The organism is Halorubrum pallidum, from assembly GCF_055380345.1.
Genome location: NZ_AP043945.1, coordinates 1,020,557 through 1,043,038 on the forward strand (window position 1 = coordinate 1,020,557; position 22,482 = coordinate 1,043,038).

Here is a 22,482-nt window from a genome sequence, read left to right on the forward strand (position 1 = left end):
GTCCGCGGCTCGAAACCCCGAAGGGCCTCGGCAGCGTACGGGCGGTCAATGACCGACGAGACGGCACGCGGAGACGAGTCGGAGCGGAACGGTGACGCCGACGCGGCCGCCGGCAAGGAGAGCACGTTCCTCGTCACGCACGTCGAGGCCGACTCGGCGGTGCTGAAAGACGTCCACGACGGACAGGTCCACACGCTGAGTTCGAACCCCGGACTCGACGAGGGGGACGCGATCGAGGCGACGGTCGCGCCGGACCCCCCGATGGAGGTGACGTATCGGGTGGTCGAGGTGGCCGAGAGACGGAGCCTCTCGATGGCGGAGAGCGAGGAGCCGCCGACGGTCCACGAGCGCGACCTCGCGGCGGAGACGCCGACCGGTGAACTGGCTCGCGAGCCCCGTGCCGGCGTCGGGGAAGTCCACGTGCTGACGCCGCCAGACGAGGACACGCGGGACGCGGTCGACGACGTGCTCGCGGACCGTGAGGGAACGCTCGCGCGCGCGGCCCGGCTGGGCGTGAACCGCGTCGAGATCCGGTCGGAGCCCGGCGTCGTCAGCGTGCGATACCTCCCGTGAGTCCCGGAGAGCGGTTGCTTCCGCGCCTGAGACACCCCAGACGCCGTCGACCGCGCCCGAGTGAGAAGGCTTATTCAAACCCGCGCGGGAATCGGTGACTATGGTAGCGATCGAGGTACCGGAGATACACTACACCGAGTACTCTAACCGGCAGCTCGTGGCGGTCCCGCTCGCGGTCCTCGTCCTCGCGCTCGCGATCATCGGCGGGTGGTACCTCGTCACCGGCGCGCCGGCGAACCTCGGGTTGGAGTTCACGGGCGGCGTGGAGCTCCGGATCGCCGACGACGGCGACGACGTGGAACAGCAAATCGAAACCGCATTCGACCGACAGCCGGACTCCGTCCGGTCGATCCCCGCGGACGACGTGTACGTCGTTACCTTCCGCGCGGCCGACGACGACCCCGAGGGGCTCGCGAACGACCTCTCGACGCAGGCGGACGAGGCGGGGCTCTCGACGGAGGCGGTCGATCAGGTCTCGCCGAGCTTCGCCAGCGACACGGCACGCACCGCCATCTTCGGCGTCGGGCTCGCGTTCCTCGGGATGAGCGTGCTCGTGTTCGCGCTGTTCCGGACGTTCGTCCCCTCCATCGCGGTCGTCGCCTCCGCGTTCTCCGATCTCGTGATCCCCATCGCGGTGATGAACCTGCTCGGGATCCAGATGACGCTCGGCACGATCGCGGCGTTGCTTATGATCATCGGATACAGCGTCGACTCGGATATCCTGTTGAACAACTCCGTGCTGCGCCGGACCGGCGACTTCTACGAGTCGGTGAGCCGCGCGATGCGGACCGGGGTGACGATGACGCTCACGTCGATGGCGGCGATGATCGTCATGGCGATCGTCGCGGCGCTGTTCGGCGTCGACCTCCTCCGGAACATCGGGATCATCCTCGCCGTCGGCCTCTGTGCCGACCTGATGAACACGTACCTGCTCAACGTCTCGCTGCTTCGCTGGTACAAGTTCGAGGGGGTGAACCGGTAATGCTCGAACCGATCAAGAAGAACTGGCGCATTCTGCTCCTGATCGTCGTCGTGCTCGGCGCGACCGTGGCGCTTTTCGCGCCGCAGTTCGGCCCGCAGACCACGCCGGGCGAGAACGCCAGCGAGGCCCAACAGGGGATCACGAACCTCCAGTACGGGCTCGATCTGGCCGGCGGGACGCGCGTCCGCGCCCCGCTCCTCGGTTACACCGCGACCGGCGTTGACTTTGGCGGCGACACGCCGGTAGAGGTCGAAGAAGCGGTCGCCGCGGAACTCGACGACACCGGCGCTCGCAACGTGGGGACGTACGTCGAAGACGACGCGCGGCAGGTCGAGGTCACCGACGCCTCCGTGAGCGAAGACCAGTTCCGCGCAGCGATGGACGCGGCGGGGTACGGGTACGAGGATGTTCGGCCGGGCGTGACCCCTGAAACGCGCAATCTCGCACAGGAGATCATCCAAGGCAAGATCAACGAGGCGGGCCTCTCGGGCGGCAGCGTCCAGCAGGTCCAGTCGATCACCGGCCGGTACTTCATGCTCGTCGAGGTGCCCGGCGAGGGCCGAGAGGACGTGGTCTCGCTTCTCCAAGAGCGCGGGACGGTCCAGATCGACATCGCGTATCCCACCGACAACGGCACAGCAGTCCAAGAAGCGGTGTTGATCCAAGACGACTTCGAGAACATCGGCACGGCCACGCAGCGCGAGGGGACGACGCAGTCGTACGTCCCGGTCACAGTGCGGAACACCGCGACCGACGGCGACCAGTCACCGGCGGCGGGGTTCCAGCAGGCGGTCGCCGACCGCGGGTTCCAGTCGGCGTATCAGACGGAGACCGATCGGTGTGAGTACAATCAGGAGACGGGCGAGATCGGGAACGACAACCCGTGTCTCCTCCTCACCGTCGACGGTGAGGTCGTCAACTCCTTCGGGATGGACCCCGGTCTCGCCGCCAGCATGGCGAGCGGCGAGTGGGCCGACACCGGCAGTTTCCAGCTGACGACCGGCGACTTCGGCACCGCGGAGACCATCTCGGTCAACCTGCGCGCCGGCGCGCTGCCCGCGGAACTGGACATCAGCGGACAGGGCACGTCGAGTACCATCTCGGCCGCACAGGGTGAAAACTACAAGAACTACTCGCTGGTGACGGGGATCCTCGCGGTGTTCGCAGTCGCGGGCATGGTGTTCCTCCGCTACCGCGAGCCCGCGGTGGCGCTGCCGATGATCGTGACCGCGCTCGCCGAGGTGTACGCGCTCCTCGGGTTCGCGGCGCTGTTGAGCTATCCGCTCGAACTCGCGGTGATCGCCGGGTTCATCGCCGTGGTCGGGACCGGCGTGGACGACCTCGTCATCATCGCCGACGAGGTGATGAGCGAGGGCGAGGTGAACTCTCGGACGGTGTTCGACTCCCGGTTCCGCCGCGCGTTCTGGGTGATCGGCGCGGCCGCCGCGACGACCATCGTCGCCATGTCGCCGCTCATGGTGCTCTCGCTCGGTGACCTCTCCGGGTTCGCGATCTTCACCATCCTCGGCGTGCTGATCGGCGTGTTGATCACCCGTCCCGCCTACGGGGACATCCTGCGCCGGCTGCTCACGATCCGGTGAGAAAACGCCGAGAGCGCGGCGACCCCGCCCGCGTCTGAGGAACGCTCCGCCGGCGCGCCGGCCCGCCCACATCTCGTATTGACGCCGGCCGTCGTTTTTACCTCGCATCCGCCGTTTCTGAGACGTTTTCTGTCGTCTTGCCCGATCACTCATCACCGACAAACCGCCGTCTGGAACCGTCACTTCGTCAGGATCGCCGCTCCGGGAGCGTTCGCTGCTCTGCGATGAGTCGCCGCTCCAGTACCGACTGTCGAACGGGTATCTATCACTCTCGATCTGAAGTAACGAACCGACAAACTATTAATTTAGACCGATCTAAATCAGGTATGCCGACCGACACTGTCGAAGATTACCTTAAGGCGATCTACCGGATCGAGTCGCGGACCGGGCCGCCCGTCTCGACCTCGGCGATCGCGGAGGCGCTCGGGAAGGCCCCGGCAACCGTCACGAGCATGCTCGAAACGCTTTCCGACCGCGGACTCCTCATCCGCGAGAAGTACGCGGGCGCGGAACTCACGCCGGCCGGCGAGGTGGCCGCGCTCGAAGTCGTCCGCCGACACCGGCTCATCGAGGCGTTCCTCTCCGAACAGCTGGGATACGATCCGAGCGAGGTCCACGACGAGGCCGACGCGCTCGAACACCACGTCAGCGAGGAGTTCACTCGGCGCGTGGAGCGCACGCTCGATTACCCGACCGCCGACCCGCACGGCGATCCGATCCCCCCGGCGGACCTGTCCTCGCCGGAGACGAACGGAACGACGGTGCTCGCGTCGCTCGAACCCGGGTCGCGGGCGACGGTCGCCCGGGTGAGCGACCGCGACCGAGACGTTCTGGAGTTCCTCTTCGACGCGGGAATCACTCCGGAGACGACCGTCGAGATCGTCGACGTCACGTCGTTCGGCATGGTGACAGTCAGGACCGAAGACGAGTCCGAACACGACCTGCCCGAGGCGGTCGCCGAGTGTGTCCACGTCGCGCGGACTCCGGAGGCGACGGAGGACGGTGTGGAGGCGGGAGGCGCATGACGGGGTACGCGGAGATCGTCGTTATCGCCTTCGCCGCCCAGTTGGCGGTGCTCCCGGGCGAGAAGGTCCAGCTGATGATCGCCGGGCTCGCGACGCGCTACGACCCCAAGGTCGTCGTCGCGGCCGCGGGGTCGGCGTTCGCCGGGTGGACCGCCGTCGAGATCGCGTTCGGACGCGCGCTCCAGTCCGCGCTGCCCCCGGTCGCGCTCGACGCGGTGACCGCCGCGTTGTTCTTCGCCTTCGCGATCCTGCTGTACCGGTCCGCACCAGCTCGCGAGTCGGGATTCGGCGACGCCGAGCGAACCGACGGGGGGCTCGCGGCGTTCGACGACCTGTCGTTGCCCGGCGGACTCGACCGCTACTCGGAGTCGTTCGGCGGCTTTTTCCCCATCTTCCTGTTGACCGCAACCGGCGAGTTCGGCGACAAGACGCAGCTGGTCACCATCGGGCTCGCGGTGCAGTACGGCGCGACCTCCGCGATCTGGGTCGGCGAGATGTTCGCCATCATTCCGGTGAGCCTCGCGAACGCGTACCTGTTCTCGACGTTCGCCGGCCGGTTCGACATGCGGCTCGCTCACTTCGGGTCCGCGCTTTTGTTCGCCTTTTTCGGTGCCGACACCGTGCTCTCGGTGGTCACCGGATTCTCGGTCTGGGACGCGTTCATCGGCGGGGTCGGCGGACTCGCGTCCGGGCTGTTCTGAATTTCTTTCCGGTTAAAACTCGTCGAGCGCCGACTGCGCCTCGGCGGCCAACACGTCCTCACACGTCGACCACGACCGGCGAGCGCAGTCCGGCACGTCGCCGTGGTCCGCGACGTACTCGCGAAGGAACGTCCGCGTCGCGGGGTCGCTCGGATAGCCGCTTCCGAGATCGCCGTACGCGTCGTATGACGCGTCGATCGCGTCCATCCGGTCGTCGCGGGTCACCTTCGCGACGACGCTCGCGGCGGCGACCATCGGATCGTCCGCGTCGGCCCCGTGCGAGGCCGTCACGTCGATCGACGGAAGCGGCCCGAGGTCGTCTGCCCTCTCGGTCTCGTCGGGTTCTCGGCGAACGAACTCCTCGAGCCGCCGACCGAACCTCTCCTCGTCAGTGTCGCCCGCGTCGGCGACGACGCGCACCGGACCGTCGATATCGGCCGCGACGGACCCGGAGAGCGCGAGACGCACTGCACGGGCCTGTCCCTCGACGGTGAGCGTGTTCATGTCGGTGTCGGGCCGGTCGATCTCGGCCGGGTCGACGAACGAGACGCCGATCGCGACCGTGTCGAGCGCCGCGATCTCGGCGTCGATCGCCTCGCGTCGGTCGGGAGAGAGTCGTTTCGAGTCGTCGACGGTCTCCGGCAGGCGTTCGGGATCCGCGAGTACCGCCGCGGCCACCATCGGTCCGAGCACGGGCCCCTTACCGGCTTCGTCGACGCCGAGGTACACACGTTGATGGTCGTCGCTGGGGGATAAATACGTTCAGAAAGCCGTCGGCGGCGAGGCGTCGTTACTCGATGAGGACGGCGTTGACCTGCCCGGTCTGGCCGGGACGCGACGTGACGCGAGCGCGGCCGGCGGACGTCTCGATGATCGCGCCCTTCGTGACGATGTTCCGACGGGCGTAGTTGACGTTCGAGGGGTTCTCGACGACGTTCTCGATCTCGGCCTCGCTGACCGTTCCGTCGTCGGCGACCTGTGCGACGTTCGTCGAGAGCGCGCGGACCTTCGTTTCAGTGCCGCGCGAGTCGATGTACTGGACTCGCGTTTCGCCGACGGTCGTCTCGGCGGGCTCGCGACCGAGCTGGTGGCGCTTCTTGTTCGAGGCGGGCTTGAGTCGGCCGCCCGTCCGCTTGCGCGTGGAGCGTCCCTGGTCTTTCATACAGGTACGAACAGCCAGCGAATACTTGAAGCGTTCGACTCGCTCCGGGCTACACGCCCCGTCTCACCGCCGACACCGCGAGAACCGGAGCGTCGTCACGTGAACTGTCGCTCGAACGCGCGAATCCCGTCTCCGGTCCCGACGACGACGAGGTCGTCTCCGGGCGAAAACCGCGTTTCGGGGCCGATGTCGGTGATCGTCTCCGCGTCCCGCTCGATCGCGATGACGGTACAGCCGGTCGCCTCGCGCACGTTCGCCTCGGCGACGGTCTGTCCGGACAACTGCGGTGCCGCGCTCTGTATCACCTCCACGTGCGTGTCGAGCGAGAGCACGTCCCGGTCTTCGAGGACGCGCGACGCGCATAGCCGCCCGGTCACCGTCGCGAGCGCGAGCACGTAGTCGGCACCCGCGCGGTGCATCTTCGGGACGCTCCCGCTCTCTTCGGCCCGCGCGAGAATCTCCACGTTCGGTGCTAGATCGCGGGCCACGAGCGTCGTGAACTCCGCCACCGTGTCGTCCGGGAGCGCGAGCACGGCCGTCTGCGCGTCTTCGATCCCGGCGGCGGCGAGCGTCTCCGGATCGGTCGCGTCCCCGACCACGTCGACGCCGTCCACGTCCTCCTCGTCGATGACCGTCACCGGAATTCCGGCGTCAGTCAGGGCGGACGTGACCGCCCGCCCGACCTGCCCGTAGCCGACGACGACGGTCTCGCCGGCCCCGAACCGGCGGGTCGACGAGTTGCTCAGGTCGACGAGCCGTTCGAGTTGGTCCTCGCGTCCGGAGACCAGGAGCACGGTCCCCGCCGACAGCTCCGAGTCCGGCGGGGGCGCGGCCTCGAACTCGCCGTTGAACCACGCGCCGATCACGTTGACGCCGGTTCGAGCCCCGATACCGCTGTTTGCGAGCGTCGTGCCGGCGAGCCCGCTACCGTGGTGTATCGAAATCTCCGCGAGACGAAGCGAGTCGCCGATCGGGACCGCCTCGTCGAGATCGGTCTGGACCGCCGTCATCACCTTCGACGCGAGGCTCTCACCGAGCAGCGAGCGCGGAGAGAGCACCTCGTCCGCACCGGCGAGCCTGTGGTACCTCTCGCGGTCGCGATTCTCGACGACGCTGATGACGCGAATCTCCGGAGAAAGCTCTTTTGCAGCGAGAACGATGCTCGCGTCGACCTGATCGGAGACGTCGGTGACGAGCGCACGGGCAGCCGTCAGATTCGCGCGCTCGAGCCCTTCGGTTGATTCGGGATCGGCGCGGATCACGTCGTGGTCCGCCTCGTATAACGCCACCGCGCGGTCGGGGTCGGGCTCGACCACGGCGTACGGAATCGCCTCGGAGGCGAACTCGTCGAGCAGCGCGTCGGAACGGGAGGTGTCGGCACAGACTACGACGTGATTCTCGAGGCCGTCGTCGACCGCTCTCGGGACGGTCGTCGAGAACGCCTCTTCGAGGAGCGGCGTCACGACGACGGGCAACGCCCCGATGAGAAGCACCATGCCGACGAGGTCCATCACGGCGATGAACGCGTTCATCTGCTGGCTCTCCCACGGGGCGTCGCCGCCGAATCCGGTCGTGGTGAACATCTCGACGGAGAACCGGAGCGACTCGACGAGCGTGCGCGGGTCGTTCTCGTACACCCGCATCCCCCATCGATAGGCGAAGCCAGTGGCGATCAAGACGACGACGACGAACGCGGAGTACCCGACGACGCGACGCTTCCACGAGTCCATCGAATCGCCGTACGGAACCCACCCACTAAAACGGGCTGTGTGCGTTCCCGCTCTCTCCGTGACGGAACGTCGAGGGTTTAAGATTCGGGGGTGATGAGGGAAACGCATGGTGCGGAATCCGCCGCTCGAGCGGGCCCCTCCGTCGGTCGACGAGGTACTCGACGCGCTGGCCGACGACGCCGCGCGGCGGATCGTCACGGCGCTTTCCGAACCGAAGACCGCGAGCGAACTCTCAGAGGAATGCGATATCCCGCTGTCGACGACCTACCGCAAGCTAGAGCAGCTCACGGAGGCCTCGCTCCTCGAAGAGTCGACTGACATTCGCCGTGACGGTCAACACACGACGCGCTACTCGATCGCGTTCGAGACCGTGACGGTCTCCGTCTCGTCCGACGGAGACGACGGCGACGCGGAGTGCCGCGAGTTCGACGTGTCGTTCACGCGCCCGGAGCGCAGCCGGGACGAACGCCTGGCCGACCTGTGGTCGGAGCTACGAGAGGAAACATGACTACGCACATCGACCTGCTCATCATCGTCGCAAAGACCGCCATCCTCGCGCTCGGTGGCAGCATCACCTACTACGCGCTCCGCGCGTACGGACGGACCGGCGACCGGTCGCTTCGCGCGCTCGGACTCGGCTTCGGTATCGTCACCGTCGGCGCGCTCGTCGGCGGCGTGTCTCACCAGATCATCGGTGCCGACCTCGCCGTCGGGATCGCGATCAACAGCCTGCTGACGGCCGTCGGATTCGGCGTCATCGTCTACTCGCTGTACGTTGAGTGACGCCGGAGTCGACCGCTCGATCGCTCTCCGTTTCGCCTTCGTGTCCGTCGATACCTCGTTTCGGTAGCCTTTTGCGCCATTCGACCGTCGAACTGAGTAATGAGCGACGCACGCGAAGAGCTCTCCCGCCGGATCGCCGGCGAAATCACGCTCAGCGACGACCCCGGAGCGACGCTCCGGAAGTGGCGGACCGATTTTGACGTCTCTCAGACCGAACTCGCCGACCAGCTCGACGTCTCCTCGTCGGTGATATCCGACTACGAGAGCGGCCGCCGTGAGAGCCCCGGGATCGGCGTCGTGCGGCGCACCGTCGACGGGCTCCTCGACATCGACGAGCAGCGCGGCGGGGGGCGGCTCCGCCAGTACGCTCGCGTGCTCTCGGCGGGGTTCGAAAGCGATATCGTCCACGACCTCCGCGAGTACTCGACGGCCGTGTCACTCGACACGTTCTACGACGCGATGGGTGCCACTGAAGTCGCACGCGGCGATCAGGATCACGTGAACGGCCACACGGTGATCAACTCCATCGAGGCCATCACGCGGCTGTCGAGCGAGGAGTTCTATCGTCTGTACGGTCAGTCGACAAACCGCGCGCTGGTGTTTACGGGCGTCACTCGCGGCGAGTCGCCGCTCGTCGCCATGCGCGTCGTGAGCCCCACGCCCAACGCGGTCGTCCTCCACGGGATCGAAGACGGCGAACTCTGGGAGCACGCCGCCGACCTCGCGCGCGTCGACCAGTTCTCGCTCGCGACTTCCACGAAAGACCTCGACGAGTGTCTGGCCGATCTGCAGGCGCTTTGAGGCGCACGGTCGCCAGCACGAAGCGTCAAGCCAGGGCAGGGAGTTGAACCCCGGAAGTCTCGATTACAAGTCGAGTGCATGAACCACCCATGCTCCCCTGGCGCAGGCTGGCGTACTCGGTCCACCTATGTGTGCGTGTCGTTTTCCGCGAACGTCTCGACCCGCTCCGCCCGCACGGTTCGACTCGTCTCGGCCGGTACGGTTCGGTCCGTTTCGGCCGGTACGGTTCGGTCCGTTTCGGCCGGTACGGTTCAGTCCGTTTCGGCTGCCGCAGATCGTTCGTTACGACTCCTCTGAATCCGCCGAGAAGTCACTGTCAGAATCGCTCGTCTCGTCACCGTCGGTCGTCTCGTCGCCGTCGGTCGCCCGCAGCGATTTTGTCAATTCGACGCGGTGCGGCTCGTATCCCTTGTCGGCGTAAAACTCGCGGGCGCGGTCGTTGGCCGCGAGCGCCTCCAGCGCGACCGCGTCCGCGCCGGTGTCACACAACTCCCGTTCCGCCGCCTCCAGCAGATCGCTGCCGATCCCGTCGCCGCGCCGCTCGGGAACGACGAACAGGTTGCTCACCGTCCCGCGCGTTCGCTCGCGCTCGTACTCGCCGCGGTCCAGCGCGAACCCGACGAATCCGACGAGTTCGTCGTCGTCGCGAGCGACCAGCAGCTCTCCGGTGACGGCGGCGCGCGCGACCCACTCCCGGACCGCTCCGCGGTTCGCCTCGGCGCGCAAGGTGGCCCCGTGGCGCCGCTGTCCCGCGGCGAGTGCGACCCACAGGTCGGTTACCGAATCGACGTCGTCGGTGGTCGCGGGGACCACCCGGACCCGGTCGCTGTCGGCCATCTCCCTCTGGTTCGCCGTGGCGCGTGTTGAGAGTGTCGACGACGGAACGAGCGACGGGACACACCCGTTCCCGATCGCGTCGCCGGCTCACGCCTCTCGGCACTCCGGGCAGACCGCCTGTCCGTTGGCGGTGACGAGGTCCGGGACCAGCGCGCCGCAGGCCTCGCACACCCCCTGCGTCGGCGACCCGTCGGCGTCGGTGGACGACGCGTCGACGGCGCGGTCGATCCCGCCGTCCGCGTCGGGCGACTGCACGTCCGAGCGGTGGATTCCGCCCCTCGGCTCCTCGCCGACCGCACTCGCTCGCGCGCCGTCGTCGGTCCGCGGCGTGCTCGCGGCGAGCACGTCGCCGGCGGTGACGACGCCGACCGCCTCGCCCTCGTCGACCGCCACGACGCGGTCGACTCCCTCCGCGACGAGTCGCTCCTCGACGGCCGCGAGCGCGTCGTCCGGCGCGACGGTCGGCAGCGGCGGCCCCATCACGGAGCCGATCGATTGGTCCGCGGCCGATTCGCCGTCCGCCGTCTCCGACTCCGCGTCGAGCAGCACGCCGAGCGCCTCGCGGCACGCGAGGCGGCCGACCGGCTCGCCGCCCCGGACGACGACGAGGCAGTCGGTCGCCTCCGTGACCATGAGGTCGGCCGCCGCCGCGAGCGAGTCCGCTTCGCTCGCGCCGAGGAACTCCCGATGCATCACGTCTCGAACCGTGGTGTCTGTTCGCATACGACGTGACTATCTCCCGAGCGGCTAAAAACTGCCCCCGGTACCGTTATACGAACCCGGAGCGAATCTGGCCGGTTGGAGTGTCGAAAAAGGAGGCTTCAAACCCACCGGCGTCCGAACGCGGATATGTGCGTACCCTCGTTCGTGATCGGGATCGCGGGGGGAACGGGCGCGGGCAAGACGACGGTGTCCCGGCTCGTCACTCGCGACCTCGGCGACAGCGTCACTCGCATCCCGCTCGACAACTACTACGAAGACCTCACGCACCTCGATTTCGAGGAGCGTCAGTCGGTGAACTACGACCACCCGTCGGCGTTCGAGTGGGACCTGCTCCGTGGGCACCTCGAATCGCTGCTCGACGGACAGTCCGTCGAGATGCCCCAGTACGACTTCGAGGTTCACAACCGAAAAGCTGAGCGCGTCACCGTCGAGCCGACAGACGTGATCGTACTCGAGGGGATCCTCGCGCTGTACGACGAGGAGATGAACGAGATGATGGATCTCCGTCTGTTCGTCGAGACCGACGCCGACGTCCGCATCCTCCGACGTATCCGGCGGGACGTGATCGATCGCGGACGCGACCTGGAGGGCGTCATCGACCAGTACCTCTCGACGGTGAAGCCGATGCACGAGCAGTTCATCGAGCCGTCGAAGAAACACGCCGACCTGATCATCCCCGAGGGTGCGAACAGCGTCGCGGTGAACCTCCTGAAGGAGAAGCTCCGCGCGGAGGTCGACGGCGACGCGGTCAGAAGCTGGGAACGCGGGAGCCTCGAAGCGGAGATCGACGAGAAGCGCTCGCTCGGCATCGACGGTGACGGCTGATCGTCCCGGCCTTCTCACTCACCGCTTCGGCGGCTATCTCCGCCGGCTCGCGACCCGCTCTTCTGCGGTCTCCGCGCTGACGACCTCGTAGAGGATCGCTCGTCCGCCGTCCGTCTTCGGCCGGAGGACGCGTCCGAGCCGCTGTGTGAACTCTCGCTCGCTTCCCGACCCCGAGAGGACGACGGCGACGTTCGCGTCGGGCACGTCGACGCCCTCGTCGAGCACGTTGGCCGCGACGACCCGGCTGTAGGTCCCGTCGCGGAACCGTTCCAGCGTCTCCCGCCGCTCCGCCGCGCTCGTCTCGGCCGTGATCGCCGGGAGGAGGAACCGCTCGGAGAGGCGGTAGACCAGGTCGGTGTGCGCGGTGAACACGATCACGCGGTCGTCGCGGTGGCGGTCGAGGATCGATCCGAGCCGCTCCGTTTTCCCCTCCGCGTTCATCATGATCTCACGGGCCGCCTGTTTCGCCAACAGCGCCTCGCGGGCGGCCGGGTCGTTCCCCGACCGCTTGACCAGCTCTCGGTAGTCGCTCCCGCTCGTGAACGTGATTCCCGCCTCGCGCACGTACTCGACGAACGTGCCCTGCTTCTCGTCGTAGCGCTCGCGCTCTTCGGGCGTCAGATCGACTTCGATCCGGCGAATGTCGTAGGGGGCGAGGTGGTCACCGGCGAGATCGTCCACGTCGAGCGCGTAGACGCGGTCACCGATCAGTTCCGCGACCGTCTCGTGAGCCCCGTCGGGGCGCTCGAAGGTCGCCGTCAGTCCGAGACGCGCGGGCGCGGCGAGCAGCCGCGCGACGTCGCGGTACCCCTCGCCGCCGAGGTGATGGACCTCGTCGAAGACGACGAACTCGAACGCGTCGCCCACGCCGTCCGCCTTCAGATACGCGGAGTCGTACGTCGACACCGTGATCGCCTCCTGTCGCTGCTCGCCGCCGCCGAACCGACCGATCGGCACGTCGAACTCCGCCTCCAGTTCCCGTTGCCACTGGTCGAGGAGGTCGACGGTGGGGACGACGACCAGCGTCGGAACGCCGAGGTCGACCATGGCGCGGAGCGCGATCACGGTCTTTCCCGCGCCGGTCGGGAGTTCGAGCACGCCGCGGTCGTCCGCGTCGTGCCACGCGTCGAGCGCCGCGCGCTGATACTCTCGGAGTTCGTATTCGGTCGAGAGCCCCCCGTCGAGTCCTGCGGTTTCGGCGGCTCGATCGCTCTCGTCGAGCACGCGGTCGTCGACGCTCACGCCGGCCACCGCGAGCGCTCGCCGGATCGCAGCGTAGCGGTACGCCGGCGCGCGACCGGTCTCCGAGCGGGGGTCGGCCTCGACGCCCGGAAGCGGGGGAAGCGGGTCGGGGGCGTCCGCGTTCGCTTCGACCCGGATCGTCCCGTCCTCGTAGGTGAGCCGGACGGTCATCGGTGACCGTTGCCGGCCGACTCACAAAGACGCACCGTTCGGGATCGACTGGGCGGGGCCACGCCGCGACGACTGGGCGGGGCCGCGTCGTCGGGCGACCGCCTCACTCCGCGACGGTCGTCTTCACGATGCTCACGGGTGCGGTCGACTGCCGCGAGACGCGCTCGGTGACGGAGCCGAGCATCCGCCGGTAGTTCCCCGACCGCGTCTTCGACCCCATCACCGTCAGATCGATGTCGTTCCCGTCGATGTACCGGAGTATCTCCTCGTGTGGGTCACCGTACACGAGGTCCGTGACCGTCTCGACGCCCGCGTCTCCGGCGTGATCGGCCACCGTGTCGAGCGCCTCGCGGCCGCGCTCTTCGAGCGTCTCTTGGGCCCCCTCCGAGCCGTCGACGAACTCGTCGCCGGAGTACGCGTTGACCACGCCGCTGTCGACGACGTACAGCACGTGTAGCGTCGCGTCGTACCGATTCGCGGCGTCGATCGCGTGGTCGATCGCGCGGTCGACACCTTCGCTGCCGTCCGTCGGAAGTAGGATTCGATCGTACATAGCTGGCAGTTCTCTTTCCTCGCGAATAAATCGGTCGACGGTTCTCACGTCGCCACCACGGTACCGACGACGGCCGATATCCCCGTTTTTCTGCGATCAGTCCGCGTCCCCGGGTACGCCGAGTTCCCCGTTCCACACGTAATACGCGATCACGACGGACGCCATGACGAATCCGGTACCAACGCCGAGGAGAACGCTCCCGTCGGTGGCGTACGAGACGGCCGCGAAGACCGCACAGAACGCCACGAGGTACACGGCCGACTGGCGGGCCGCCAGCGACCGGTCGAACGTCTCGGGCAACACCATGGGCGAAGGCTCGATCCGTTTCTGTATAGCTCTTTCTTCTCCCACCGGCGGCGGTCCGGCCGACGCGGCCCCAACGCCACCGCGGCGGGCAATCCTACTTATTTTCCAAGGCGTCGAGGATGCACGCGGCGGCGACGACCGCCTCCTTCGGGACGTCGCTCGCGTCGTCGATGGTGACCGTGTAGGCGTCTCGCAGCGAGAACTTCCCCTCGATGTCGCCCACGTGCCCGCCGTCGGCGTCGACGATCTCGTACTTGTTCGGGACGAGGTTCGCGAGGCCGACGAGGTGCCGGAGCGCCGAGAGCAGTTTGTTCTTCGACCGGATGGTCGCCAGCGGCGCTCCCGTGTCGGGGTCCCGAACCGTCCAGTTCTCGACGAAAAGCGAGAACTCCTCGTCGAGTACGACGACCTCCTCGCCCGTGCCCGCGTCCCTGATCGCGTAGTTGCCCGCGACGTCCATGATCCCGCCCGCCTTCACCGTGAACGCGTCCTCGCCGTCGCCGGTGACGAACGGGAACTCCTCTTTCAGCTTGAACAGCTTCTGTTTCCCGCGCAAGACGACGCTGCCGGTGCCATCGCGGACGGTGTACTTGTTTCGGATCGCCGATTGTTTCACCTCGTACCGGTCGCCGTCGAGCGCGACCGTGGAGATGTCGTAGGCGGTCGATTCCGTGCCGAACGCGGAGGGATCTGTCATGGCCGATAAGACGATCAGGTGTCAGAAAACGGTTCCGCTCGCCGGGGTGGGACCGACTCGCTCCCGCCCCGTCGGCTCACGGGGTCAACCGACCGATCGAGAGACACTCCACGTCGGCGTCGCCGACCCCGTCGCCGTCGAATTCTTTTCCGCCGTCATCGCCGCTGACCGTCGTCAGCGCGAACACCATCTCCTTGCGGACGCCACCCGCGAGGCGCACGTCGAGCGAGAGTTCTCGCGGTGAAAAGCGGTGATCCGGCTCGACGACGCGCACGAGGTGCTCGGAGTGCGGGAGGTCGTCGACGGTCTCCACGTCGAGGTACGTCCGGAAGTCGGCCCCGAACTTGAATCCGGTCTTCGGGACCGCGTCGGCCTCGCGCAGCGACCGATACACCGCGAGTCGACGGTCGAACCGCTCGCCCTCAACGTCGCGGCCGCGGGCGACGATCGCTGCCGCCGGGTCGTCGGAAGCCGTCCCGTCTGCGGTGTCGTCCGACTCCGCGCCGTCCCCTCCGGCGTCGCCCGCGGCGTCCGTCGACGCCGAGAGCGACAGCCGGTCGTCGGCCGCAAGCGCCGCGGCCTCGACGAGCGAGAGCTGGAGCGCGCCGTCTATCGCGGCCGCACGCCCCGTGAGCGGCTGTCCGTAGAACCCCCGATCGTAGAGATCCGGCGGCGCGTCCCAGACGACGACGCGGTCGGCGAGGAGCACGCCGGTCGCTCGGCTCGCGGGCGCGTACTCGGTCGAGCCGGCGAGCGCTCCGCGCTCCGCCGCGAAGTAGGTGATGTCCGACTCCTCGTCGACGACCGCGAGCGTGCGCCCTGCGAGCCCCGACGCCGGGACCGACTCGCGCTCGCCGACGATCTGGACCGGATACTTCACGTTCCCGGTGTCCGGCGTCGACCCGCGCTCGTAGGCCACGAAATCGACCGCGTCGGCGACGGGGGCGTCCCCGCCGGGCCACGGCTCGCTGGCGGGCGAGAGGTAGAAGCCGCGGTCGCGGAGGTCGGCGTAGACCAGATACCGCACCGCGAACCGGTCGGCGGCGGCCGCGCTCTCGACGAAGAACCGCTCGAATCCGACCGGATCGGCGTCAGCGGTGAGCGAGATCCCGGACAGGTCGCCGCGAAAGAGGAGATGCGCGGCCTCGACGCGCGAGAGCGCGATTTCGTTCCCCTCCAGCGGCCGACCGTACCCCCGAGAGTCGTAGAATCGCTGGCGGGCGTCCCCCCCGACGTGCACGGCGTCGCCGCGGAGGTGCCCTGTCGGTTGCATGGTCGACAGCGGGAGCGGCGGAGGGAAGGCGGTTGCGGTCGGCGGTCGGACGGCGCGCCTCCGACGCTCGGAACTCGAACAGAAATAAGCGTGCCGCGGCCGGAGGAGAGATATGAACGAGACAGCCGGACTCCGGCTCACCGTCCGCGCCGCCGAGAAGCGGGACGCGGGCCGGGGTATCGCTCGGCTCCCCGAATCCGCCCGGCAGCGGCTCGGCCTCCTCAGCGGCGACACCGTCGAGATACGCGGCGACCGCGCCGCCGTCGCGAAGGTGTGGCCCGGCGGGCCGGACGCCGCCGACGGCTCCGTCCTCATCGACGCGGACACGCGCGCGAACGCCGGCGTGAAGGTCGGCGACACCGTCACGGTCGCGGCCGTCGACGTCGAGGACGCCCGCCGCGTCGTGCTCGCCGCGCCCGCCGAACTCGCCGACGTCGACGTGAGCCGCGAGGTGGTTGAGCGCGCGCTCGCCCGCGACCTCCGCGACCGCCCCGTCACCGTCGGCGAGGCCGTCCACGTCGAGCGGCTCGGCGGGATCCGGTTCGTGGTCGCGGAGTCGACCCCCGATGGAACGGTCCGCGTGACGAACCGGACCGACGTCTCGGTGACGTACGGCGACGTCGAGGGCGACGGGGCCGCCGGCCATCCCGATCACGAGGCGGACGTGAGCGCCGACCGGGAGCCCCGAGACGCGTCCGCGGGGGGCGACCGCCCCGATCACTCCCGCGATCAGACCGCTCCGTCCGGAGGCGACGGCCGGCCGACGGGAGACGGACCCGCGCCCCCGGCCGAGCACACCGCGGGCGCGACGTACGAGGACATCGGCGGACTCGACGAGGAGATGGAGCTGGTCCGCGAGACGATCGAGTTGCCCCTCTCCGAGCCGGAGGTGTTCACCCGGCTCGGCGTCGACCCGCCGAGGGGCGTCTTACTTCACGGGCCGCCGGGAACCGGGAAGACGCTCATCGCGCGCGCGGTGGCCAACGAGGTCGACGCGACGTTCATCACGGTCGACGGCCCGGAGATCATGTCGAAGTACAAGGGCGAGAGCGAAGAGCGGCTCCGCGACGTCTTCGAGCGCGCGACCGAGGACGCGCCGGCGATCGTCTTCTTCGACGAGATAGACTCCATCGCGGGGAAGCGCGACGACGGGGGCGACGTGGAGAACCGCGTCGTCGGCCAGTTGCTCTCGCTCATGGACGGGCTGGACGCCCGCGGAGACGTGATCGTCATCGGCGCGACGAACCGCGTCGACACCCTCGATCCGGCGCTCCGCCGCGGGGGTCGGTTCGACCGCGAGATCGAGATCGGCGTGCCTGGCGAGGCCGGCCGCCGGCAGATCCTCGATGTTCACACCCGCCGGATGCCGCTGGCGGACGACGTGGACCTCGACCGGATCGCGAGCCGGACGCACGGCTTCGTGGGCGCCGACATCGAGGGGCTCGCACAGGAGGCGGCCATGACCGCGCTGCGGCGCGCCCGGACGACGGACGCGACCGCCCTCGACGACGTGACCGTGACGAAGGCCGACTTCGAGGCGGCCCACGCCGCTGTCGAACCGAGCGCGATGCGCGAGTACGTCGCCGAGCAGCCGACGACAGACTTCTCCGACGTGGGCGGGCTCGACGACGCCAAAGCGCGGCTGGAGCGGGCGGTGACGTGGCCGCTCACGTACGGGCCGCTGTTCGAGGCCGCCGCCACCGATCCGCCGACGGGCGTCCTGTTACACGGCCCGCCGGGCACCGGCAAGACGCTGCTGGCGCGGGCGATCGCGGGCGAGAGCGGCGTCAACTTCATTCAGGTCGCCGGCCCCGAACTGCTCGATCGGTACGTCGGCGAGTCCGAGAAGGCGGTCCGAGACCTGTTCGACCGCGCGCGACAGGCGGCACCCGCGATCGTCTTCTTCGACGAGATAGACGCGATCGCGGCCGATCGCGACGGCGCGGGCGGCGACGGCCCCGGGGTCGGTGAGCGCGTGGTCTCACAGCTGCTCACGGAGTTGGACCGCGCGAGCGACAATCCGAACCTCGTCGTACTCGCGGCGACGAATCGGCGGAACGCGCTCGATCCGGCGCTCCTCCGACCGGGACGATTGGAGACGCACGTCGAGGTACCGGATCCGGACCGAGACGCGCGGCGGAAGATACTGTCGGTCCACACCCGGAACAAACCGCTCGTCGACGGCGTCGACCTCGACGCGCTCGCCGACGAGACCGAGGGCTACTCCGGCGCTGAGATCGCGGCGCTCTGTCGGGAGGCGGCGCTCGTCGCCATCGAGCGCGTCGCCGACGAGCACGGCGCGGCCGCGAACGATCACGCCGACGACGTCGCGATCACGGACGCGGACTTCGCGGCGGCGCTGGCGTCGGTTCGGCCGGCGGACGGCGCGCGGTCGTGAGCACCGCTTTGACCGACCCGCCGACGCGTCGGTCCCCCGCCGACTACCGTCAAACCGTCCCGGTACCGGCGGGGTTTTTCCTCGCCGGCGCGCAGTGACGCGTATGGAGCTGTTCGCGGTGCCAGACCTCCCGGAGATCCGGGAGGGAGACGACCTCGCGGCCATGATCGACGAGCGCGTCGACCTCCGCGCGGACGACGTCGTCGTCGTCGCCAGCACCGTCGTCTCCAAGGCCGAGGGGCGGGTCTTCGACCTCGACGACTTCCCGGCGAGCCCGAGAGCGACCGAGGTGGCCGACCGGCTCGCCGAGATCTCCGGCGACGAGAAGGACCCGCGGTTCGCACAGGCCGTCATCGAGGAGTCGACGGAGCTGATCACGGAGGCACCGTTCCTCCTCACCGCGACGCGGTTCGGACACGTCGGCGTCAACGCCGGTATCGACCGGTCGAACGTCCCCGACGGCGACCTGCTTCTCCTCCCCGAGCGGCCTTCGGAGAGCGCCGCGCGACTTCGGGAGGGACTGGCAGCCGACCGCGTAATCGTCAGCGACACCTGCGGTCGGCCGTTCCGCCACGGTCAACGCGGCGTCGCGATCGGCTGGGACGGCCTCCCGGCGAGCCGCGACTGGCGCGGCGAGCGCGACCGCGACGGCCGCGAGATGGGCGTCACCGTCCAGAACGTGATCGACGAACTGGCCGCCGCCGCCAACCTCGTCGCCGGCGAGGGCGCGGGCGGCACCCCGGTCGTCGTCGTCCGTGACTGGGCGTTCGGCGACCACGCCGGCTCGGACAGCCACTTCCGCGAGGTCGACGGCGACTTCGTTCGACAGGCGCTGCGCGAGTGGCGCTACGAGGAGTAACACATGCTCGGTATCGAACTCACCCCGGAACACGATCTGCACCGCCTCGTCGACCTCGGCGTCCGCGCCGAGGACGCCGGCTACGACGCCGTCTACTCGACGTGTCACTACAACAACCGCGACCCGTGGGCGTTCCTCTCGCAGCTCGCGACCGCCACGGACTCGGTCCGGCTCGGGCCGGGCGTCGCCAACCCCTACGAGACCCACCCGGTGACGCTCGCCTCGCGGGTCGCCACCCTCGACGAGCTGTCGGGGGGGCGCGCCGTCTTCGGTCTCGGCCCCGGCGACCCCTCGACGCTCCGGAACCTCGGGCTCGCAGACCAGCGCGGACTCCGACCCGTGCTGGAGGCGTTCAAGACGGCCCAGAAGCTGTGGGCCGGCGAGCGCGTCGACCACGACGGGACCTTCGACGCCAGCGGGGCCGGACTCAACTACGAGCCGCCGCAGGGCGCGGCCATCCCGGTCCACGTCGGCGGCGAGGGACCGCACATGTGCCGGATGGCGGCGAAACACGCCGACGGCCTGCTGTTCAACGGCTCGCACCCGAAGGATTTGGCGTGGGCCCGCGATCAGGTCGCCGACGGGCTCGCCGATCGGCCCGAGCACCGCGGCGACTTCGACCTCGTCGCGTACGCCGCGGTGTCCGTCGCCGAAGAGGAGGCGGCCGCCCGCGAGGCCGCCCGCCCGCCGGTCGCGTTCATCGCCGGGGGCGCGGCCCCGCCCGTGCTTGACCGCCACGGGATCGACCCCGACGCCGCCGCGGCGATCGGCGAGCGCGTCTCCGCGGGCGAGTTCTCCGCCGCCTTCGAGCGCGTGACCCCCGCGATGATCGACGCGTTCTGTATGGCCGGCACGCCGGAGACGGTTCGCGAGCGCGCCGAGTCGCTCGCCGAGCACGCCGACGGCCTCGTGGTCGGGTCGCCGCTCGGCCCCGACCTGGAGGCCGCCGTCGACCTCGCCGCCGAGGCGGTCGACGGGGCGTTCTGACGGAGAGCAAGCGGAAGCCTCGTCACCAGACTGCGTCTGGCGGGTAACCAGAACGCAGAGCGTTCTGGTGACGCCCTTCAGGGCGGAGAGGAACTCAGCGAAACTCAATCGGCTCGGAACCGCTCTCGCGAACCGAAGGGGATTCTCGCCGCTCGGGAATCGAGAATCGATCCTGAGAAATCCGCCACGACATTCATTACCCGTGTTTTCGGAGTCTGTGGTATGTCGACCACACGACACCGACGCCGGGGGCTCCACGGACGATACGAATCCGCGCTGTGGCGGACCATGGACCTCCTCGGAGTCGGCGAGTCGATAGAGCGGAAGGTCGTCGCGGCGGTCGGGATCCAGTTCCTCGTCACCGTCGGGATCTTCCTCGCCCCGTTCGCGCTCTCCGGGACCGCGCTGTACGTCGTCTCCGGCGGGCTCTTCGTGGGCGCGGTCGTTGCGATCTACAACACGCTCCTCATCGTTCGACGCGACTTCGTCGCGCCGATACGGCGGCTCGAAACCGGGGCCGACGCGGTCGCGGCGGGCGACGTGCACGCGCTCGAATCGGGGGGAGGCGACGCCGGCGTCGACGACACCACTGGTGGCGAAGGCGACGCCGCGGCGGACGGCATCGCGCTCGTCGGCGGCGACCAGCCGGACGAGATCGGCAACCTCGTGAACTCGTTTACCGAGGTGCAGGCGTACCTCTCGACCGTCTCGGCGCAGGCGGAGGCGCTCGCCGACCAGTCGTTCGACGACCCCGCGCTCGACGAGGACGTGCCGGGGACGTTCGGCGAGTCGCTCTCGCTCATGGCGACCAACCTCGAATCGTACACGACGGAGTTAGAGTCGCTCGTCGACGCGTTCGACGACGCCACCGAACGCGCCCGCGACGGCGATCTCACGGCGACGATCGACGCCGACGCGCTGGCGACGAGCGAGGACCGCTACGCCGAACTCGTCGAGAACTACAACCGGCTCGTCGTCACGCTCGGCGGTACCGTCGGCGAGGTCCAGTCGTTCACTGGCGACGTGGCGGACGCGAGCGACGAGGTGCGCGCGAGCATGGACGAGGTCGACGACGCGAGCGACGAGGTGGCGCGGTCGGTCCAGGAGATCTCGGACGGCGCGGCCGATCAGACGGCGCAGCTGGAGTCCGTCTCCGGCGAGATGAGCACCCTCTCGGCGACGGTCGAAGAGATCGCGGCGTCGGCGGACGACGCGGCCCGGACCGCCCGCAACGCAGCCGACCGCGGACGGGCGGGCCGCGAGGAGGCGGCCGAGGCGATCGAGGAACTGGAGACGCTCGAAGCCCGGATCGGCGAGACCGCGACCGCGGTGGCGGACCTCGTCGACCGGGTCGGCGAGATCGACGAGATCGCCGCCGTGATCGACGACATCGCCGAGGAGACCAACCTGCTGGCGCTGAACGCCTCCATCGAGGCGGCCCGCGCGGACGGCTCCGGCGACGGCTTCGCGGTCGTCGCGGACGAGGTCAAGGCGCTCGCCGAGGAGACCCGCGCCGAGGCGGCCGAGATCTCCGGGCGGATCGACGGGGTGCAGGAGGCGTCGGCGGGGACCGCCCGCGACGTGGACGCGATGGAGGCGCAGGTGTCCGCGTCGGTCGAGACGATAGAGGAGACGCTCCGCGAGTTCGAGGAGGTCGTCGAGGACGTGACGACGGTCGACGAGACGGTCCAAGAGATAAGCGACGCGACGGACGACCAGGCGCGGACGACACAGGAGGTCGTCGACATGATCGACGAGATCGCGACAGTCAGCCGACAGACCGCCACCGAATCGGAGAACGTGGCGGCGGCGGCCGAAGAACAGACGGCGACCGTCTCCGAGGTTACCCGCCGCGTCCACGCGCTCTCCGACCAGTCGGACGAGCTGCAGGAGACGCTCGACGGGTTCGAGGTGCCGGCAGCGGGGGACGGCTCGCACGCGTCCGCCTCGATCCGCGGATCGGCGCCCGCCGACGCCGACGACTGAACTCGGGCCGTTATTCCGCCGGTCCGCGGCCGCCGAGTGACGGGAGCGTGACGCCGATCTCGCGGAGGAGCGCGCCGACCGCGGCGTACCCGAACACGGCCACAGACGAGATGAGGAGCACCTGCCCGACGACGACGAGGAGCGCCGAGACCGGGTCGCCGGCACCGAGGATCAGGTCGTTCAGGAAGATGTCCACGAACCGCCCGACGTCGCCGACGAGCCGGGAGACGAAGTCCACGAGCGCCATCATGGACCCCGCTTGATCCG

General features: G+C 69.1%; 24 protein-coding genes and 1 tRNA gene. 13 read left to right on the forward strand and 12 right to left on the reverse strand.

Annotation, left to right across the window (positions count from 1 at the left end; genetic code table 11):
- Positions 1-48 precede the first annotated feature (48 nt).
- The 5 genes from ACZ45C_RS06840 to ACZ45C_RS06860 all read left to right on the forward strand — a co-directional run bounded on the left by ACZ45C_RS06840 (position 49) and on the right by ACZ45C_RS06860 (position 4,882).
- Positions 49-573: a DUF5812 family protein gene (locus ACZ45C_RS06840; protein WP_460559896.1), complete on the forward strand. Its 525-nt coding sequence runs from the start codon at positions 49-51 to the stop codon at positions 571-573.
- Positions 574-673: 100 nt separating this feature from the next.
- Positions 674-1,555: a protein translocase subunit SecF gene (secF, locus tag ACZ45C_RS06845; protein ID WP_460559895.1), complete on the forward strand. Its 882-nt coding sequence runs from the start codon at positions 674-676 to the stop codon at positions 1,553-1,555.
- On the forward strand, positions 1,555-3,156 hold the full coding sequence (locus tag ACZ45C_RS06850) for a preprotein translocase subunit SecD (protein ID WP_460559894.1): 1,602 nt from the start codon (positions 1,555-1,557) through the stop codon (positions 3,154-3,156). Before secF ends, ACZ45C_RS06850 begins: the two co-directional genes overlap by 1 nt.
- 326 nt (positions 3,157-3,482) lie before the next feature.
- The gene (locus tag ACZ45C_RS06855; RefSeq protein ID WP_460559893.1) at positions 3,483-4,181 is read left to right on the forward strand and encodes a metal-dependent transcriptional regulator; all 699 of its coding nucleotides are present in this window, start codon (positions 3,483-3,485) and stop codon (positions 4,179-4,181) included.
- Positions 4,178-4,882: a TMEM165/GDT1 family protein gene (locus tag ACZ45C_RS06860; protein WP_460559892.1), complete on the forward strand. Its 705-nt coding sequence runs from the start codon at positions 4,178-4,180 to the stop codon at positions 4,880-4,882. Before ACZ45C_RS06855 ends, ACZ45C_RS06860 begins: the two co-directional genes overlap by 4 nt.
- 12 nt (positions 4,883-4,894) lie before the next feature.
- Here ACZ45C_RS06860 and rnhB read toward each other — a convergent pair whose 3' ends face one another.
- The 3 genes from rnhB to ACZ45C_RS06875 form a co-directional block, all read right to left on the reverse strand.
- Positions 4,895-5,611, reverse strand: coding sequence for a ribonuclease HII (gene rnhB, locus ACZ45C_RS06865; RefSeq protein WP_460559891.1), 717 nt, complete (start codon positions 5,609-5,611; stop codon positions 4,895-4,897).
- Between the two features lie 61 nt (positions 5,612-5,672).
- Positions 5,673-6,044, reverse strand: a complete 372-nt coding sequence (locus ACZ45C_RS06870) for a 30S ribosomal protein S8e (protein WP_460559890.1) — start codon at positions 6,042-6,044, stop codon at positions 5,673-5,675.
- 95 nt (positions 6,045-6,139) lie between these two features.
- Positions 6,140-7,774 carry a potassium channel family protein gene (locus tag ACZ45C_RS06875; protein WP_460559889.1) on the reverse strand — a complete coding sequence of 545 codons (1,635 nt, stop codon included), beginning with the start codon at positions 7,772-7,774 and terminating at the stop codon, positions 6,140-6,142.
- Between the two features lie 106 nt (positions 7,775-7,880).
- On the opposite strand from ACZ45C_RS06875, the gene ACZ45C_RS06880 reads away from it, so the two are divergent.
- The 3 genes from ACZ45C_RS06880 (at position 7,881) to ACZ45C_RS06890 (ending at position 9,358) form a co-directional block, all read left to right on the forward strand.
- Positions 7,881-8,282 (forward strand): ArsR/SmtB family transcription factor, encoded by a 402-nt coding sequence (locus tag ACZ45C_RS06880; protein WP_460559888.1) that lies wholly within the window; start codon positions 7,881-7,883, stop codon positions 8,280-8,282.
- Positions 8,279-8,557 (forward strand): DUF7521 family protein, encoded by a 279-nt coding sequence (locus ACZ45C_RS06885; RefSeq protein WP_460559887.1) that lies wholly within the window; start codon positions 8,279-8,281, stop codon positions 8,555-8,557. The genes ACZ45C_RS06880 and ACZ45C_RS06885 overlap by 4 nt, the downstream gene beginning before the upstream one ends.
- A gap of 99 nt (positions 8,558-8,656) precedes the next feature.
- Positions 8,657-9,358 carry a helix-turn-helix domain-containing protein gene (locus tag ACZ45C_RS06890; protein WP_460559886.1) on the forward strand — a complete coding sequence of 234 codons (702 nt, stop codon included), beginning with the start codon at positions 8,657-8,659 and terminating at the stop codon, positions 9,356-9,358.
- Positions 9,359-9,386: 28 nt separating this feature from the next.
- Here the strand turns inward: ACZ45C_RS06890 and ACZ45C_RS06895 are convergent.
- From ACZ45C_RS06895 to ACZ45C_RS06905, 3 genes are all read right to left on the reverse strand, one after another.
- A tRNA-Thr gene (locus tag ACZ45C_RS06895) sits at positions 9,387-9,460 on the reverse strand.
- Between the two features lie 180 nt (positions 9,461-9,640).
- Positions 9,641-10,195, reverse strand: a complete 555-nt coding sequence (locus ACZ45C_RS06900; protein ID WP_460559884.1) for a GNAT family N-acetyltransferase — start codon at positions 10,193-10,195, stop codon at positions 9,641-9,643.
- Between the two features lie 87 nt (positions 10,196-10,282).
- Entirely contained in the window at positions 10,283-10,918 is a 636-nt protein-coding gene (locus ACZ45C_RS06905) for a CBS domain-containing protein (RefSeq protein ID WP_460559882.1), read from the reverse strand.
- Between the two features lie 126 nt (positions 10,919-11,044).
- Here ACZ45C_RS06905 and udk point away from each other — a divergent pair, with 126 nt between their 5' ends.
- Positions 11,045-11,743 carry a uridine kinase gene (udk, locus tag ACZ45C_RS06910; protein WP_460559880.1) on the forward strand — a complete coding sequence of 233 codons (699 nt, stop codon included), beginning with the start codon at positions 11,045-11,047 and terminating at the stop codon, positions 11,741-11,743.
- A gap of 33 nt (positions 11,744-11,776) precedes the next feature.
- Here udk and ACZ45C_RS06915 read toward each other — a convergent pair whose 3' ends face one another.
- The 5 genes from ACZ45C_RS06915 to endA all read right to left on the reverse strand — a co-directional run bounded on the left by ACZ45C_RS06915 (position 11,777) and on the right by endA (position 15,985).
- Positions 11,777-13,156 carry a DEAD/DEAH box helicase gene (locus ACZ45C_RS06915; protein WP_460559878.1) on the reverse strand — a complete coding sequence of 460 codons (1,380 nt, stop codon included), beginning with the start codon at positions 13,154-13,156 and terminating at the stop codon, positions 11,777-11,779.
- A gap of 103 nt (positions 13,157-13,259) precedes the next feature.
- Positions 13,260-13,709 (reverse strand): universal stress protein, encoded by a 450-nt coding sequence (locus ACZ45C_RS06920; protein ID WP_460559876.1) that lies wholly within the window; start codon positions 13,707-13,709, stop codon positions 13,260-13,262.
- Positions 13,710-13,805: 96 nt separating this feature from the next.
- Positions 13,806-14,015 carry a hypothetical protein gene (locus ACZ45C_RS06925; protein WP_460559874.1) on the reverse strand — a complete coding sequence of 70 codons (210 nt, stop codon included), beginning with the start codon at positions 14,013-14,015 and terminating at the stop codon, positions 13,806-13,808.
- A gap of 94 nt (positions 14,016-14,109) precedes the next feature.
- On the reverse strand, positions 14,110-14,712 hold the full coding sequence (locus ACZ45C_RS06930; RefSeq protein WP_460559872.1) for an LURP-one-related/scramblase family protein: 603 nt from the start codon (positions 14,710-14,712) through the stop codon (positions 14,110-14,112).
- A 76-nt stretch (positions 14,713-14,788) separates the two neighbouring features.
- Positions 14,789-15,985 (reverse strand): tRNA-intron lyase, encoded by a 1,197-nt coding sequence (endA, locus tag ACZ45C_RS06935; protein WP_460559870.1) that lies wholly within the window; start codon positions 15,983-15,985, stop codon positions 14,789-14,791.
- 112 nt (positions 15,986-16,097) lie between these two features.
- Between endA and ACZ45C_RS06940 the strand changes: the two genes are divergently transcribed.
- The 4 genes from ACZ45C_RS06940 (at position 16,098) to ACZ45C_RS06955 (ending at position 22,215) form a co-directional block, all read left to right on the forward strand.
- Positions 16,098-18,383: an AAA family ATPase gene (locus ACZ45C_RS06940; protein WP_460559868.1), complete on the forward strand. Its 2,286-nt coding sequence runs from the start codon at positions 16,098-16,100 to the stop codon at positions 18,381-18,383.
- A 103-nt stretch (positions 18,384-18,486) separates the two neighbouring features.
- Positions 18,487-19,242 (forward strand): coenzyme F420-0:L-glutamate ligase, encoded by a 756-nt coding sequence (locus ACZ45C_RS06945; protein WP_460559866.1) that lies wholly within the window; start codon positions 18,487-18,489, stop codon positions 19,240-19,242.
- 3 nt (positions 19,243-19,245) lie between these two features.
- On the forward strand, positions 19,246-20,229 hold the full coding sequence (locus ACZ45C_RS06950; RefSeq protein ID WP_460559864.1) for a 5,10-methylenetetrahydromethanopterin reductase: 984 nt from the start codon (positions 19,246-19,248) through the stop codon (positions 20,227-20,229).
- 288 nt (positions 20,230-20,517) lie between these two features.
- Positions 20,518-22,215, forward strand: a complete 1,698-nt coding sequence (locus ACZ45C_RS06955; RefSeq protein WP_460560663.1) for a methyl-accepting chemotaxis protein — start codon at positions 20,518-20,520, stop codon at positions 22,213-22,215.
- A gap of 10 nt (positions 22,216-22,225) precedes the next feature.
- Here ACZ45C_RS06955 and ACZ45C_RS06960 read toward each other — a convergent pair whose 3' ends face one another.
- On the reverse strand, positions 22,226-22,465 hold the full coding sequence (locus ACZ45C_RS06960) for a hypothetical protein (protein ID WP_460559862.1): 240 nt from the start codon (positions 22,463-22,465) through the stop codon (positions 22,226-22,228).
- Positions 22,466-22,482: the final 17 nt, after the last annotated feature.

Excerpts from the sequence above, each read along its gene's own strand:
- ACZ45C_RS06905 (WP_460559882.1), bottom strand. The coding sequence starts at position 10,918 with ATGCGAACAGACACCACGGTTCGAGACGTGATGCATCGGGAGTTCCTC.
- ACZ45C_RS06950 (WP_460559864.1), top strand. The coding sequence starts at position 19,246 with ATGCTCGGTATCGAACTCACCCCGGAACACGATCTGCACCGCCTCGTC.
- udk (WP_460559880.1), top strand. The coding sequence starts at position 11,045 with ATGTGCGTACCCTCGTTCGTGATCGGGATCGCGGGGGGAACGGGCGCG.
- ACZ45C_RS06870 (WP_460559890.1), bottom strand. The coding sequence starts at position 6,044 with ATGAAAGACCAGGGACGCTCCACGCGCAAGCGGACGGGCGGCCGACTC.
- ACZ45C_RS06855 (WP_460559893.1), top strand. The coding sequence starts at position 3,483 with ATGCCGACCGACACTGTCGAAGATTACCTTAAGGCGATCTACCGGATC.
- ACZ45C_RS06890 (WP_460559886.1), top strand. The coding sequence starts at position 8,657 with ATGAGCGACGCACGCGAAGAGCTCTCCCGCCGGATCGCCGGCGAAATC.
- ACZ45C_RS06955 (WP_460560663.1), top strand. The coding sequence starts at position 20,518 with ATGGACCTCCTCGGAGTCGGCGAGTCGATAGAGCGGAAGGTCGTCGCG.
- ACZ45C_RS06945 (WP_460559866.1), top strand. The coding sequence starts at position 18,487 with ATGGAGCTGTTCGCGGTGCCAGACCTCCCGGAGATCCGGGAGGGAGAC.
- ACZ45C_RS06860 (WP_460559892.1), top strand. The coding sequence starts at position 4,178 with ATGACGGGGTACGCGGAGATCGTCGTTATCGCCTTCGCCGCCCAGTTG.
- ACZ45C_RS06920 (WP_460559876.1), bottom strand. The coding sequence starts at position 13,709 with ATGTACGATCGAATCCTACTTCCGACGGACGGCAGCGAAGGTGTCGAC.
- ACZ45C_RS06880 (WP_460559888.1), top strand. The coding sequence starts at position 7,881 with ATGGTGCGGAATCCGCCGCTCGAGCGGGCCCCTCCGTCGGTCGACGAG.
- ACZ45C_RS06915 (WP_460559878.1), bottom strand. The coding sequence starts at position 13,156 with ATGACCGTCCGGCTCACCTACGAGGACGGGACGATCCGGGTCGAAGCG.
- ACZ45C_RS06930 (WP_460559872.1), bottom strand. The coding sequence starts at position 14,712 with ATGACAGATCCCTCCGCGTTCGGCACGGAATCGACCGCCTACGACATC.
- ACZ45C_RS06940 (WP_460559868.1), top strand. The coding sequence starts at position 16,098 with ATGAACGAGACAGCCGGACTCCGGCTCACCGTCCGCGCCGCCGAGAAG.
- ACZ45C_RS06850 (WP_460559894.1), top strand. The coding sequence starts at position 1,555 with ATGCTCGAACCGATCAAGAAGAACTGGCGCATTCTGCTCCTGATCGTC.
- secF (WP_460559895.1), top strand. The coding sequence starts at position 674 with ATGGTAGCGATCGAGGTACCGGAGATACACTACACCGAGTACTCTAAC.
- ACZ45C_RS06840 (WP_460559896.1), top strand. The coding sequence starts at position 49 with ATGACCGACGAGACGGCACGCGGAGACGAGTCGGAGCGGAACGGTGAC.
- ACZ45C_RS06875 (WP_460559889.1), bottom strand. The coding sequence starts at position 7,774 with ATGGACTCGTGGAAGCGTCGCGTCGTCGGGTACTCCGCGTTCGTCGTC.
- ACZ45C_RS06900 (WP_460559884.1), bottom strand. The coding sequence starts at position 10,195 with ATGGCCGACAGCGACCGGGTCCGGGTGGTCCCCGCGACCACCGACGAC.
- ACZ45C_RS06960 (WP_460559862.1), bottom strand. The coding sequence starts at position 22,465 with ATGATGGCGCTCGTGGACTTCGTCTCCCGGCTCGTCGGCGACGTCGGG.
- ACZ45C_RS06925 (WP_460559874.1), bottom strand. The coding sequence starts at position 14,015 with ATGGTGTTGCCCGAGACGTTCGACCGGTCGCTGGCGGCCCGCCAGTCG.
- endA (WP_460559870.1), bottom strand. The coding sequence starts at position 15,985 with ATGCAACCGACAGGGCACCTCCGCGGCGACGCCGTGCACGTCGGGGGG.
- ACZ45C_RS06885 (WP_460559887.1), top strand. The coding sequence starts at position 8,279 with ATGACTACGCACATCGACCTGCTCATCATCGTCGCAAAGACCGCCATC.